This is a genomic window from Pseudomonas sp. NPDC089534, assembly GCF_044749305.1.
Lineage (GTDB): Bacteria > Pseudomonadota > Gammaproteobacteria > Pseudomonadales > Pseudomonadaceae > Aquipseudomonas > Aquipseudomonas ekonensis.
Map to the genome: position 1 here is coordinate 48,958 of NZ_JBIVHR010000009.1, position 12,844 is coordinate 61,801.

Sequence of the window (12,844 nt, forward strand, 5' to 3'; positions counted from 1 at the left end):
GCAAAAAAGGGCGCCAGTCTACGCGGTCAGGCCAACTGATGGCGATAAGGCAAATCTGGACCGGTCTTGCTGCACGTCAGGGCGGCCGCCTGTACGGCAAACCTGAGCATGGCGTCGATCTGGTCGCGTTGCAGATGCCGTACGCCGTCCACCGAATCCAGTTCATGTTCGGTCAGCCAGGCGATCAACGCGGCCTGGAAGGTATCGCCTGCGCCGACGGTATCGGCGATCTGCACCGGACTCGCCGGCACCGACCATGAACCGTGGGCACGGCTGAACACCGTCGCGCCTTCACCGCCTCGGGTGAGGAACACCGCCTGGCAACGGTGCGTGAGCCAGCCTTCGATCACCTGCTGCGGATCCTGCTCCGGATAGAGCAGGCGCAGATCCTCGTCGCTGACCTTGATCAGGTCGGCGTACCGCACCAGCGTCGCGATCCGCTCGCGCCACAGGTCGATGTTCGGCTCGGGATTGAGGCGCACGTTGGGGTCGAGGGTGATCAGGCGTTGGCCGCTTTCGCGCTGCACCAGGGCGAGCAGGGTGTCGGCCACCGGCTGCACCACCAGCGAGAACGAGCCGACGTGCAGGCCGCGCACTTGGGGGCCGAGCGTCGGCAGGTGCGCCAGGCTCAGCTGCCGATCCGCGCAGCCTTCGCCACGGAAGCTGTAATGCGGCGAGCCATTGGCGCCCACCGCGACCATGGCCAGCGTGGTCGGTGCGGCGAAATCCACCAGATAATCCGGGCGTACGCCTTCGTCCTGCAGCACCTGCCGCAGACGCCTGCCGAGGTAGTCGGTGGACAGCCCGGCGAACAGCGCCGAGTCCACGCCGAGGCGGCGCAAGCCCATCGCCACGTTGAACGGCGAGCCACCGGCAATCGCCTTGAAATTGACTTTCGATGCCTGCCCGCCGGCATCGTCTTCGCTGAAGAAATCGAACAGCGCTTCGCCACACACCAGGTACATAGTTGTTTGCTCTCTATAAGGTTGCGACATGCTGTCGATAGCGTTCATAGGCCTGCTGGAACGCCGCGACGTTGGCGGCGACCGGCAGGGTTTCACTGTTCAGGTCGAGCTTCACGCAGCGCTCGCACAGGTCGGCCAGGGTGTCTTCGTGGCCGTCGGACCAGGACTTGCACCACGCTGCCTGAATCGCCGCGCCCAGGGCGGCGGCTTCGCTTTGCTCGGTGCAGACCACAGGGGTGTTCATGATGTCGGCGACGATTTGGCGCCACACCGCACTTTTCGAACCGCCGCCGATCAGGCAAATGCTGCGGCTTTGTAAACCATTCTGGCGCAGCAGATCCAGCCCGAAACGCAATCCGAAGGTGGTGCCTTCGACGGCGGCCCGGCACAGGTTGGCCGGCGTCAGGTTGTCCAGGGTCAGGCCGTGCAGGCTGCCGGTGGCGTGAGGCAGGGGAGGCACGCGTTCGCCGTTGAAGAACGGCAGCAGGCTCACGCCATCCGCGCCGATGGGGGCCTGGGCCACGAGGGCGTTGAACCGTTCGAGGTCGAGGCCGAGCAGTTCGCGGATGGCGCCGGTGGCGTTGGTCAGGTTCATGGTGCAGATCAGCGGCAGCCAGCCGCCGCTGGAGGCGCAGAACGTGGCGACCGAGACGTCCGGGCTGACCTGCGGCCGGTCGGCGTAGGCGCAGACCGTGCCGGAGGAGCCGAGGCTCATGGTGATCGCTCCTGGCCGGATGTTGCCGGTGCCGATGGCGCCCATCATGTTGTCGCCGCCGCCGCTGGACACCTGCGCGTTGGGGTTGATGCCCAGATGCTCGGCAATCGCCGGCAGGATTGTGCCGACCGGCTGGTGGGCATCGATCAGTTCCGGCAACGCGGCTTGCAGGCGGCCGCTGGGGTCGATGTCGCGCAGCAGCTGCAGATCCCATTGGCGGGTGCGCACGTTGAAGTAACCGGTGCCGGATGCATCGCCGTACTCACTGCAGGCGCGGCCGGTGAGCCAGAAATTCAGGTAGTCGTGGGGCAGCAGGATCCGGGCGATGCGGGAGAATACGGTCGGGTGCTGCTCGCAGGTCCACAGCAGTTTCGACACGGTGTAGCCCGGTGCGATGACGAGGCCCAGGCGTTCCAGCGAACCCTGTTCGCCGCCCAGGTGGGCGAGCAGGCGGTCGTTTTCCGCCGTGGTTTCGGTGTCGCACCACAGCTTGGCCGGGCGCAGTACTTGGCCGGCATCGTCCAGCAACACCAGGCCGTGCTGCTGGCCGGAGACGCCGATGCCGAGGATCGCCTGGCCGTCCACGCCGGCCGCCTGCAACGCCTGGCGGGTGGCCTGGGCGAAGGCGTCCAGCCATTGGTCGGTGTCTTGCTCGCGGCGGCCGTTGGCGCCGCTGATCATTGTATGGCCGGCGGCGCCCTGGCCCAGCACGGCGCCGCTGACGGCATCGAGGACGAGGGCCTTGGTGCCCTGGGTGCCGCAGTCGATGCCGAGGAAGAGTTGCGGGTGGGTCACGGGAAGATCCTCAGGGTGTGGGAGCCATTGTGTTGATCATGCCCTGCGGTGCCTGGGCTGACGCCATCGCCAGCAGGCTGGCTCCCACAGGGGTTTGCGGGGTGCTTCGTGTTGCTGCCTGCGGTGCTCGGACTGCCGCCATCGCTGGCAAGTCGAATCGTCGCACCGCAGCTCCCACAGGGATTGGCGGGGCGCTTCAGGGTGATGTGGGCGTCGCGGCCTGCGGTGCTTGGGCTGGTGCCATCGCCAGCAGGCTGGCTCCTACAGTGGTTTGCGGCGACCACAGATTCTGCGTTCACCCGAGATCCTTGTGGGAGCCAGCCTGCTGGCGATGACGTCAGCCGCCGCACCGCAAGACTCAACCCAACACCCGCTCCAGCGTCCGCGACACCCCCACCTCCCGCAAACTGTCGCAGCACCACTGGAACGCCGCCACAAACTCAGGCGATTGGGCGACCGCTGTCCCGAAGATCTCCTCCACGCCCAACAGCCGTTCGGCGATCAACCGGTCATCGGCCACCAGCGCCTGGCAGAACGCCGCCCGCGGATCGGGAATCGAGTAGGTCCGGCCTTGCTCGTCCACGCCTTTGAGGTACATCGCCCACGCCGCCACCACCAGCGCCGCCCGTTTGGTCTCCCGGCCATCGGCGATCAAGCGGTTGAGGGTCGGCACGGTGAACTTGGGCAGCTTCGACGAGCCGTCCGAACACACCCGCTCCAACTGGTCGGCAATTGCCCGGTTGGAGAACCGCGCCACCAGCGTGTCCTTGTACTCGCCCAGGTCGATGCCCGGCACCGGCGCCAGTTGCGGGGTGACGTCCAGGTCCATGTAGGCGCGCATGAAGCGCACGAACAGTGGATCGGCCATGGTCTCGTGCACGAAGCGGTAGCCCTTGAGGAACCCCAGATAGGTGAGGGCCAGGTGGCTGCCGTTGAGCAGTTTGATCTTCATCGCTTCATAGGGCGTGACGTCGTCGGTGAACTGCACGCCGACCTGTTCCCAGGCCGGGCGACCGTTGACGAACTTGTCCTCCAGCACCCATTGCACGAAGGGCTCGCAGACCACCGGCCAGGCATCGTCCACCGCGTGCCTGTCCGCCAGTTGCAGGCGATGCGCGGTGCTGGTCATCGGGGTGATGCGGTCGACCATCGCGTTGGGAAAACTCACGTGAGCGGCGATCCAGTCGTGCAGGCCCGCGTCATGCAGCGCCGCATAGGCCAGCAGCGCCTTGCAGGTGACCGCGCCGTTGTGCGGCAGGTTATCGCAGGACATCACGGTGAACGCCGCCGCGCCCGCCGCCCGCCGCCGGGCCAGCGCGGCGCAGAGGAAGCCGAACACGGTCGTCGGCTGTTCCGGATGCGCCAGGTCGTGCTGGATCGACGGCAGGTGCGCCATGAATTCGCCGGTGCTGTCGTCGATGCAGTAGCCGCCCTCGGTGATCGTCAGCGAGACGATGCGGATCTGCGGGTCGGCCAGTCGGGCGATCAGGGCCTCGGCGCCGTCTTCGGCCAACAGCATGTCGCGGATCGCCCCGATGACGCGCACCTGTGTGTCGTCGCCGTCGCCGAGTTCGAACAGGGTGAACAGGTAGTCCTGCTCCTTGAGGTCGTCGCGGGCGCGGCGGTCTTCGGCGCGCAGGCCGACGCCGCAGATGGCCCAGTCCAGCGCTTGCCCGGTGTTCATCAGCGCATCGGTGTAGTACGCCTGATGGGCGCGGTGGAAGCCGCCGACGCCAATGTGCGCGATGCCCTGGCGCAGGTCGCCGAGGCCGTAGGCCGGCACGTTCACTTCGGCGGCGAGGCGGTTGAGGTTCTGGCGGTTGAGTTTCATCGGATCGGTCTCGCAGTCAGGCGGCCGCGCGCAGGGCGCGGGTGAGCGCCACGCCGTCGGCGTCGAAGAGGTGGCAGTGGCTGGCGTTCAGGTGCAGGTTCAGCGTCTCGCAGTAACGGCTGGCCAGGTCGCCGCGCACCCGCAGGGTGAGGGGCTCGCCGGAGGCGGTGCGGACATGGCAGTAGGTGTCGCTGCCCAGGCGTTCGCTGACATCGGCGGTGACGGTCAGGCTGCAGTCGCCGGGCTGGGCCAGTTCCAGGTGTTCGGGGCGGATGCCCAGGGTCACGGCGCTGCCCACGCTCAGGTGGGCGGCATTGAGCGGCAGGCTGATGCGGGTGCCGGCGTCCAGCGAGACTTCGCAGCCCTGCGCATCGATGCGCGCCACCGTGCCCTTGAGGAACCCCATCTTGGGCGTGCCGAGGAAACCGGCGACGAACAGGTTGACCGGGTGGTGGTACAGGTCCAGCGGCGAGCCGACCTGTTCGATCCTGCCGCCGTTGAGCACCACGACTTTGTCGGCCATGGTCATGGCTTCGACCTGGTCGTGGGTCACGTAGATCATCGTGGCCTTCAGGTCCTTGTGCAGGCGCAGCAGCTCAAGGCGCATCTGCACGCGCAGGGCGGCGTCGAGGTTGGACAGCGGCTCGTCGAACAGGAAGATCTTCGGGTTGCGCACGATGGCCCGGCCGATGGCCACGCGCTGGCGCTGGCCGCCGGAGAGTTGCTTGGGCTTGCGCTCCAGCATCGGCCCCAGTTCGAGGATGCGCGCCGCCTCGGCGACCTTCTTCTCGACCTCGGCTTTCGGCACGCCCGCCAGGTCCAGGGCGAACGACATGTTCTTGCGCACGCTCATGTGCGGGTACAGGGCGTAGGTCTGGAACACCATCGCCAGGTCGCGCTTGGCCGGGCTGACCTCGGTGATGTCGCGCCCGTCCAGTTCGAGGGTGCCGCCGCTGACTTCTTCAAGGCCGGCGATCAGCCGCAGCAGGGTGGACTTGCCGCAGCCCGACGGGCCGACGAACACCACGAACTCGCGGTCGTTCACTTCAAGGTCGATGCCTTTGATGATGGAAAAGCCTTCGAAGCCTTTTTGCAGATTCTTGATTTTCAGGTTGGCCATGAGGATGGGCCTCCGCTATGTCTTGGCTTTTGTGTGGAAGTGGGTAGGGGCCGGATTCATTTCACGGCGCCGAACGACAGGCCGCGCACCAACTGCTTCTGGCTGATCCAGCCGAAGATCAGGATCGGCGCGCAGGCCAGGGTCGAGACCGCCGACAACTTGGCCCAGAACAGCCCTTCGGGGCTTGAGTAGGAGGCGATCAGCGCGGTCAGCGGCGCGGCTTTCGAGGAGGTCAGGTTCAGTGACCAGAACGCCTCGTTCCAGCACAGGATCAGCGACAGCAGCACCGTCGAGGCCAGGCCGCCCTTGGCGATGGGCAGCAGCACGCGCAGCATTTCCTGGGGCAGAGTGGCGCCGTCCAGGCGGGCGGCTTCGAGGATGTCGCGGGGGATGTCCTTGAAGTAGGTGTAAACCATCCAGATCACGATCGGCAGGTTGATCAGGGTGTAGATGGCGATCAGCGCGATCCGCGTGTCGAGCAGGCCGAACTGCTTGGCCAGGAGGTAGATCGGCATCAGCACGCCCACCGGCGGCAGCATTTTGGTGGAGAGCATCCACAGCAGCGTGCCCTTGGTGCGCTGGGTCTCGTAGAAGGCCATGGAGTAGGCCGCCGGCACCGCGATCAGCAGGCACAGGGCGGTGGCGCTGAACGAGATCACCACCGAGTTCCAGGCGAAGCTGAAGTAGTCGCTGCGCTCGTTGATGTGCAGGTAGTTCTCCAGCGTCGGGCTGAAGATGAACTGCGGCGGCGTGGCGAACGCGTCGATTTCGGTCTTGAAGCTGGTCAGCACCATCCAGAGGATCGGAAAGAAGATCACGATGGCGATGGCCCAGGCCAGGGTGCCGAGCAGCAGGCTTTGCAGGCGGCGCGATTGTTGAAGGGTCATGGCAGGCCTCAGGCTTTGTCGGTCAGGTTTTTGCCGATCATCCGCACCAGGACGATCGCGGCGATGTTGGCGATGACCACGGCGATCAGGCCGCCCGCCGACGCCATGCCGACGTCGAACTGCACCAGCGCCTGGTTGTAGATCAGGTAAGCGAGGTTGGTCGAGGCGTAGCCGGGGCCGCCGTTGGTGGTGGTGAAGATCTCGGCGAACACCGACAGCAGGAAAATGGTCTCGATCATCACCACCACCGCGATCGGCCGCGCCAGGTGCGGCAGGGTCAGGTGCCAGAAGATCGCGACGGGGCCGGCGCCGTCCAGGCGGGCGGCTTCCTTCTGTTCCTGGTCGAGGGACTGCATGGCGGTCATCAGGATCAGGATCGCGAAGGGCAGCCATTGCCACGAGACAATGATGATGATCGACAGCAGCGGGTAGTGGGCCAGCCAGTCCACCGGCTGCGCGCCGAACAGCTTCCAGATGTAAGCGAGGATCCCGGACACCGGGTGGAAGATCAGGTTTTTCCAGATCAGCGCGCCGACCGTGGGCATGATGAAGAACGGCGAGATCAGCAGCACCCGCACCAGCCCCCGGCCGAAGAACTCGCTGGCCTCCAGCAGGGCGCTGATCAGCACGCCGAACACCACGCTGATCAGCAGCACGCTGCCCACCAGCAGCAGGGTGTTGGCGGCGCCCGGCATGAAGCCCGAATCGGTCAGGAAATAGGTGAAGTTCTCCAGCCCCGTGAACTCGTTTTCACCGGGGTAGAGCAGGTTGTAGCGGATCATCGAAAAGTACAGGGTCATGCCCAGCGGCACGATCATCCACAGCAGCAACAGGGCCACCGACGGGCTGACGAGAAACCAGCCGGGATTGGCCACACGCGGTTTGCGCGTGGGGCGGGACAGTTCGAGATGGGCTTTGGCGGTTGAAGTATTCATGGCGGTCACTGACTCAGGGTGCGGCAGATTCTCGGTGGCGAGGGAGCTTGCTCCCGCTGGGCCGCGAAGCGGCCCCACGACGGCGGACGTGACTTGAGCGGACACTTCGCGGTCTGCGGTTCGCGACTGCTGCGCAGTCGAGCGGGAGCAAGCTTTCTTGCCACGGTTGAAGGGCGGCAGGGCTACTTGGGATACCCGGCGCGCTTCATTTCGCGTTCGGTGGTTTGCTGGGCGGAGGCCAGCGCCTGGTCGACCGTGCCCTGGCCGATCAGCGCCGCCGAGAACAGCTTGCCGACCTGGGTGCCCACGGCCTGGAACTCAGGGATGGTCACCAGTTGGATGCCGATGTACGGCACCGGCTTGAGGGTCGGCTTGCCGGGATCGGCGGCCTTCAGCGATTCCAGCGTGACCTTGGCGAACGGCGCGGCGCTCATGTAGGCGTCGCTGTAGGTGGAGGCGCGGGTGCCCGGCGGCACGTTGGCGATCCCGTCCTTCTCGGCGACCAGCGCGGCGTATTCCTTGGAGGTGGCCCAGGCGCTGAAGGTCTTGGCCGCGTCTTTGGCCTTGGAGCTGGTCGGGATCGCCAGCGCCCAGGAATACAGCCACGCCGAACCCTTGTCGGTGACCTGGTGCGGCGCAAACGTGAAGCCGACGTGGTCGGCGACCTTGCTCTGGGCCTTGTCGGTGACGAACGAGCCGGCGACGCTGGCGTCGACCCAGATCGCGCACTTGCCGCTGTTGAACAGCGCCAGGTTCTCGTTGAAGCCGTTGCTGGAGGCGCCCGGCGGGCCGGACTTCTTCATGGTGTCGACGTAGAAGTTCAGCGCGTTCTTCCATTCCGGGCCGCTGAATTCGGGCTTCCATTGCTCATCGAACCAGCGCGCGCCGTAGGCGTTGGCGACGGTGGTGATCAGCGCGATGTTCTCGCCCCAGCCGGCCTTGCCCCGCAGGCAGAGGCCGTACTGTTCCTTGTCCGGGTGGTTGAGCTTGCCGGCGAACTCGGCGATCTGCTCCCAGGTCGGGCGCTCGGGCATGGTCAGGCCGGCGTCCTTGAACAGGTCGGTGCGGTAGTAGGTCATCGAGCTTTCGGCATAGAACGGCAAGGCGTACAGCGAACCCTTGACCGACAGCCCCTCGCGCACCGACGGGAACACATCGTCGAGGGCGTAGCCGGCCGGCAGGTCCTTCATCGGCTCCAGCCAGCCCTTGGCGCCCCAGAGTGCGGCTTCGTACATGCCGATGGTCAACACATCGAACTGGCCGCCCTGGGTGGCGATGTCGGTGGTCAGGCGCTGGCGCAGCACGTTTTCCTCCAGCACCACCCAGTTGAGCTTGATGTCCGGGTGCTCGGCCTCGAAGGTTTTCGACAGCCGCTGCATGCGGATCATGTCGCTGTTGTTGACGGTGGCGATGGTCAGGGTCTGGGCGCCAAGGCTGACGCCGCTCAGGGTCAGGCAGGCGAGGGCCAGCAGGGCTTTTGCGGTGGGTTGCATCGTGCACTCCTTTTCTGCGCCCGGCGGGCGGCAGAAGGACGGTTATTGTTTTTGTGTCTTCCGAAGGCAGGAAGAATGTGCACTGATTACAACCTTCAAACGCAGGGCAAACAAATCATCCCTAGCACTCTGACCGATACTTTTTTGCACTGGCGGTTGAGGCCAGGATTTGCCTGGCGTTGAACCTGCGGGAATCAGCCCAGGTTCTGTTCGGTCAGGCGCTGCACCACCAGCCGCCGGTAGTGCGAAGGCGTCATGCCCTTGAGCTGCTGGAAGCGCCGGTTGAAGTTGGAGATGTTGTTGAAGCCCGACTCGAAGCACACCTCGGTCACCGGTTTGTCGCCGTCGGCCAGCAGTTCGCAGGATTTGCTGATCCGCAGCCGGTTGACGAACTCGATGAAGTTGCGCCCCGTGGCCTGCTTGAACACCCGGCTGAAGTAGGTGGGCTTGAGGCCCAGGTGGTCGGCGACTTCCTCCAGCGTCAGTTCGCGGGCGTAGTGGGCGAAGATGTAGTCCACCGCGCGGTTGGTGCGGTCGATGTTGTGCTCGTCCGCCAATTGCGGGGTGGTGGCGCCGGACAGCAGCTGGTAGTCGTCGCAGGTCGCCAGCAGTTCCATCAGGATGAAGAAATGGCCGAGGCGGGTGGTGCCGCGGGTGTCGGCGATCTTTTGCATCAGCGGCATGGCCTGGCGGATCGTGTGCGGGCAGCGGAACTCGATGCCGTACTGCGCCCGCTCCAGCAGGGGCGTCAGGCTCTTGAGTTCGGCGAACACCTGAAAGCCGCTTTCGAACAGCTCGTCGGTGAAGTTGACCAGCATGTCGCGCTTCTCCACCACTTCGTCCTCGGCGACCTGGCTGATCCAGTTGTGCGGCAGGTTGGGTCCTGTGAGGAACAGGGTCTGCGGGTGGAAGTTGCCGATGTAGTCGCCGATGAACACCTTGCCCGAGCTGGCGACGATCAGGTGCAGCTCGTATTCCTTGTGAAAGTGCCAGCGCACCAGCGGGCAAGGGAAACCGTGCTGGCGGTAGATGATGGACAATCCGTTGTGGTCATCCATCAGCTCATAGGACGGGTCGGTGACGCGGGCTGTTCGGGACATGGCTGGGCGCTTTGATGATTGTCGCCGGCCCATCATGCCTGCATCGGCGCCCGCAGTGCCAGCCTCCGGCTCAGGCGCCGTGCTTTCGGGCCTTGGCCAGGTTGGCGGCCCGGCAGAACTCCACCAGTCTCGACTCTTCGATGAAGTCGGCATTGATGATGCCGCATTTCTCGGCCCAATCGCTTCTGGCCGGATCGAACCACTTGTCCAGGTCGCTGTGGATGTCCACCGGCCCGCCGACGGCGGAATAACTGGCGGCGGACAGGGACCAGGGCTCATGGGGATAGGGAGGCGATTTCAGTTGTTCGCTGATGAACTTCTGCAGATCGTCGGCACTCGGCGTGGACGTGCCGATCCAGTGATGGTTGATCTTTGGGCCGAACCAGTCGCGGTCCAGCTCCTGGCGGCGCTCGGCCTTCAGCATGATCCGCTGACGGGGGCCGGCGTGTTTCAGGTTGCCGAGGGTGAGCGCGTGGTTGGCGGACGGAATGATCCTGCCGTCCAGGTGCTTGAGCAGCATCCTGCTGAAGTAGGCGAAATCGAAAGCCTGTTTTCCGTTCCTGAGTTCATGGAAGTCGAAAATGATGAATTCATCCGGATTCTCCGAAAGAAACCGGTTCACATCATTGAACAGATTTTCAAGATGGCGGGAAGACAAGTAGTCGTTGTGCTGGAAACGGTATTGCGCAAGTTCCTGCGGATGGCCGTTGCAGATCAGCCGCAAGTCAAGGGCGCGGGAACCGTTGCTCAACTGTTCGTAGAAAGACCTGTGCTGGCAGGCCAGCCAGTGCGCACCCGGTATGAGGGGATAAGACGCTTTCCAGTCGCAGCCGGCATTGTGGGTTCCGGGCAGCGAAAGCCGGGGCAGGGGCAGCACGTCGATGGCCGGCGTGGCGGCCATCCAGTTGTGGGTTCGGTATTCGCTCACGAATAGACTTCCTTGTGTTCAAGTTGAATAGGACTGCAGATCCGTTAGTTGCAGTCAGTTCATTCTTGAAGACGAGAAAGTTGCCGGTCAATGAGGTGTCTGATGCCGGATGTTTGTTGTTCTAGCTGATGTCCGGAAGTGACTCCGTGTTTCGGTTCTTGGCCTCGATCCATTGCGCCATGTATTGCGTGCTCTTGTGGTGGTGATGGCGCAGCATGCTGCCGGTGAAGTTGCTCTTCCTCAGTTGCGCCAAGTTGTCGCGGCAGTGCTTGAGTTTCGCGATCAGGGCCGGGCCGTGCTCGGAACGGCGATAACGCTGCTCAAGCAGCAAGCGGCCGGTGCGCGAGGCGTCGTCCCAGCGTTCGCCGTCCCGATAGAGGTGTACTGCGGCCTGGACGAAGTCCTCGACGGTCTGCGTCACGGCACCGGGCCACGGGTGGTCGCCGTGCATGGCTTCGGCGCCGATCGGCGTGGTGACCGACGGGGTGCCGCAGAGCATCGCATCGACCAGTTTGCCCTTGATGCCCGCGCCGAAGCGCAGGGGCGCCAGGCACACCCGCGCCTGCGCCATCACCTGCAGCGCGTCTTCGGCCCAGTCCATGATGTGGAAGCCTTGGGCGGCGTTGTGCAGCGCGGTGGCCTTGGGCGGCGTGTAGGCGCCGTAGATGTGCAGCTGCGCTTGCGGCAACTGCGCGCGGATCAGCGGCCAGAGGGTGTTCTTCATCCAGAGCACCGCATCCCAGTTGGGGGCGTGGCGGAAGTTGCCGATGCTCAGGAAATGGGCACGTTCGTCAAAGCCCGCAGACGCGCCGGCCGGCGGATCGACCATCAGCGGACACTCGTGCAGCGACGTCCGCGGCAGGCCGAACTGCCCGACCAGCAACTCGATCTCCACCGCGGAGATCATCAGGTTCAGGTCGCAGCGGTACAGTGCGGCGATCTCCCGTTTGGCCAGGTCGGTGCCGGCCATGAGCCCGAACGCTTCGTCCAGTGACGGAGCGAACAGGGCGCTGAAGTCGTTTTCGTCGTCCGAATCCCTCAAGTGATCCTTGAGGCGCTGATGGCGGGCATGGCGCAGGCTCTGCAGATCGGACGTCTCCAGCACGCGCAGGGCATCCGGGCAGTGTTTTTCGACCCGCCAGCCGAACTGCTCTTCCATCATGAATTGGTCGAACAGGACGATGTCCGGCGCCAGTCCGCTGACGAACGTGTCGAAGCTGCTGTTGTTGAGCTCGATCGGCACTTCGCGGATGCCGAGGGACGTGAGGTCAGCCTTGTGCTCGCCGGGGCCGGCGGGGCTGGCGAAGGTGATGTCCCAGCCTTCTTGGAGGAAGGCGTCGAGGATCTGCATGACATGGCCGCTGGCCGCCGATGATCGGGGTTCCGGCCAGACGTAGCCGATGACCAGGACTCGGAGGGGGCGTGGCTGATTCATGCGCGGGGTGTTCCTCGGGACGGCAGGGGCAAAAAAGGGCGCAATTAAACCACAGCCGGCCCCGCCGGGGTGTCCTGTCGCCCGTGGACAGGGAGGAGGGCGTTGACCTTGTCCCGCAACTGATCGATGGAAAAGGGCTTGCCGATGACATGCATGCCGGCGGGCACCTCGAGGGTCTCGGCGTAGCCGCTGGCGAACAGGACCGGCAGGCCGGGGCGCAGGGCGAGGGCTTCCTTGGCAAGGTCCCGGCCATCCATGGTCGGCAGGCCGACATCGGTCATCATCAGATGCACGTCGAGGCCGGGATTCTTGAGAATGTCCAGTGCCTGCTCGCTGCCGTTCGCCTCCTGTACGTCGAATCCCAACTCCTTCAGCACATCGATGATCAGCATGCGCACGATTTCATCGTCTTCTACTACTAAGATGGTGGGCATAATCTAAAACTCTCAAGGATCGGATATAAGGAGCGCCGGCTGCTGAAAGGGCCGCGTTCTAGCATGAGTAAATGGCGCAACGACACAAGTTCCCCGAGACGTGCGAAAAAGCGCAAGCGCACGCCGGCTCGTCAAGGATAACGGTTGATTTGCGATATCGCGCAGGCAAATTGGGCCAATTGCTGCTAAAGCTGAGAGAAAAATGG

Annotated in this window: 11 protein-coding genes; all 11 read right to left on the reverse strand. The window is 64.6% G+C overall.

Annotation, left to right across the window (positions count from 1 at the left end; genetic code table 11):
• Positions 1–26: 26 nt before the first annotated feature.
• The 11 genes from ACIP0B_RS04330 to ACIP0B_RS04380 all read right to left on the reverse strand — a co-directional run bounded on the left by ACIP0B_RS04330 (position 27) and on the right by ACIP0B_RS04380 (position 12,638).
• Positions 27–965, reverse strand: a complete 939-nt coding sequence (locus ACIP0B_RS04330; RefSeq protein WP_400830052.1) for a carbohydrate kinase — start codon at positions 963–965, stop codon at positions 27–29.
• Positions 966–978: 13 nt separating this feature from the next.
• Positions 979–2,475, reverse strand: coding sequence for a xylulokinase (xylB, locus tag ACIP0B_RS04335; RefSeq protein WP_400830053.1), 1,497 nt, complete (start codon positions 2,473–2,475; stop codon positions 979–981).
• A 358-nt stretch (positions 2,476–2,833) separates the two neighbouring features.
• The gene (locus tag ACIP0B_RS04340) at positions 2,834–4,306 is read right to left on the reverse strand and encodes a mannitol dehydrogenase family protein (protein WP_400830055.1); all 1,473 of its coding nucleotides are present in this window, start codon (positions 4,304–4,306) and stop codon (positions 2,834–2,836) included.
• A gap of 16 nt (positions 4,307–4,322) precedes the next feature.
• A complete protein-coding gene (locus ACIP0B_RS04345) occupies positions 4,323–5,426 on the reverse strand; it encodes an ABC transporter ATP-binding protein (protein ID WP_400830056.1) in 1,104 nt (367 codons plus the stop codon).
• Between the two features lie 56 nt (positions 5,427–5,482).
• Positions 5,483–6,313, reverse strand: a complete 831-nt coding sequence (locus ACIP0B_RS04350) for a carbohydrate ABC transporter permease (protein ID WP_400830057.1) — start codon at positions 6,311–6,313, stop codon at positions 5,483–5,485.
• Positions 6,314–6,321: 8 nt separating this feature from the next.
• Positions 6,322–7,248, reverse strand: coding sequence for a carbohydrate ABC transporter permease (locus ACIP0B_RS04355; protein ID WP_400830059.1), 927 nt, complete (start codon positions 7,246–7,248; stop codon positions 6,322–6,324).
• A gap of 182 nt (positions 7,249–7,430) precedes the next feature.
• A complete protein-coding gene (locus ACIP0B_RS04360) occupies positions 7,431–8,741 on the reverse strand; it encodes an ABC transporter substrate-binding protein (RefSeq protein WP_400830061.1) in 1,311 nt (436 codons plus the stop codon).
• Between the two features lie 194 nt (positions 8,742–8,935).
• Positions 8,936–9,841 (reverse strand): AraC family transcriptional regulator, encoded by a 906-nt coding sequence (locus ACIP0B_RS04365; protein ID WP_400830063.1) that lies wholly within the window; start codon positions 9,839–9,841, stop codon positions 8,936–8,938.
• 70 nt (positions 9,842–9,911) lie between these two features.
• A complete protein-coding gene (locus ACIP0B_RS04370) occupies positions 9,912–10,769 on the reverse strand; it encodes a phospholipase (RefSeq protein ID WP_400830064.1) in 858 nt (285 codons plus the stop codon).
• A gap of 121 nt (positions 10,770–10,890) precedes the next feature.
• Positions 10,891–12,204, reverse strand: a complete 1,314-nt coding sequence (locus ACIP0B_RS04375; RefSeq protein WP_400830065.1) for a glycosyltransferase — start codon at positions 12,202–12,204, stop codon at positions 10,891–10,893.
• 44 nt (positions 12,205–12,248) lie between these two features.
• Complete coding sequence (locus ACIP0B_RS04380; RefSeq protein WP_400830066.1) at positions 12,249–12,638, reverse strand: response regulator; 390 nt, start codon at positions 12,636–12,638, stop codon at positions 12,249–12,251.
• Positions 12,639–12,844 lie beyond the last annotated feature (206 nt).

What these genes read in the sequence shown, in the direction of transcription:
- ACIP0B_RS04350 (WP_400830057.1), bottom strand. Translation starts at nt 6,313, where the DNA reads ATGACCCTTCAACAATCGCGCCGCCTGCAAAGCCTGCTGCTCGGCACC.
- ACIP0B_RS04330 (WP_400830052.1), bottom strand. Translation starts at nt 965, where the DNA reads ATGTACCTGGTGTGTGGCGAAGCGCTGTTCGATTTCTTCAGCGAAGAC.
- ACIP0B_RS04360 (WP_400830061.1), bottom strand. Translation starts at nt 8,741, where the DNA reads ATGCAACCCACCGCAAAAGCCCTGCTGGCCCTCGCCTGCCTGACCCTG.
- ACIP0B_RS04365 (WP_400830063.1), bottom strand. Translation starts at nt 9,841, where the DNA reads ATGTCCCGAACAGCCCGCGTCACCGACCCGTCCTATGAGCTGATGGAT.
- ACIP0B_RS04375 (WP_400830065.1), bottom strand. Translation starts at nt 12,204, where the DNA reads ATGAATCAGCCACGCCCCCTCCGAGTCCTGGTCATCGGCTACGTCTGG.
- ACIP0B_RS04340 (WP_400830055.1), bottom strand. Translation starts at nt 4,306, where the DNA reads ATGAAACTCAACCGCCAGAACCTCAACCGCCTCGCCGCCGAAGTGAAC.
- ACIP0B_RS04355 (WP_400830059.1), bottom strand. Translation starts at nt 7,248, where the DNA reads ATGAATACTTCAACCGCCAAAGCCCATCTCGAACTGTCCCGCCCCACG.
- ACIP0B_RS04345 (WP_400830056.1), bottom strand. Translation starts at nt 5,426, where the DNA reads ATGGCCAACCTGAAAATCAAGAATCTGCAAAAAGGCTTCGAAGGCTTT.
- ACIP0B_RS04380 (WP_400830066.1), bottom strand. Translation starts at nt 12,638, where the DNA reads ATGCCCACCATCTTAGTAGTAGAAGACGATGAAATCGTGCGCATGCTG.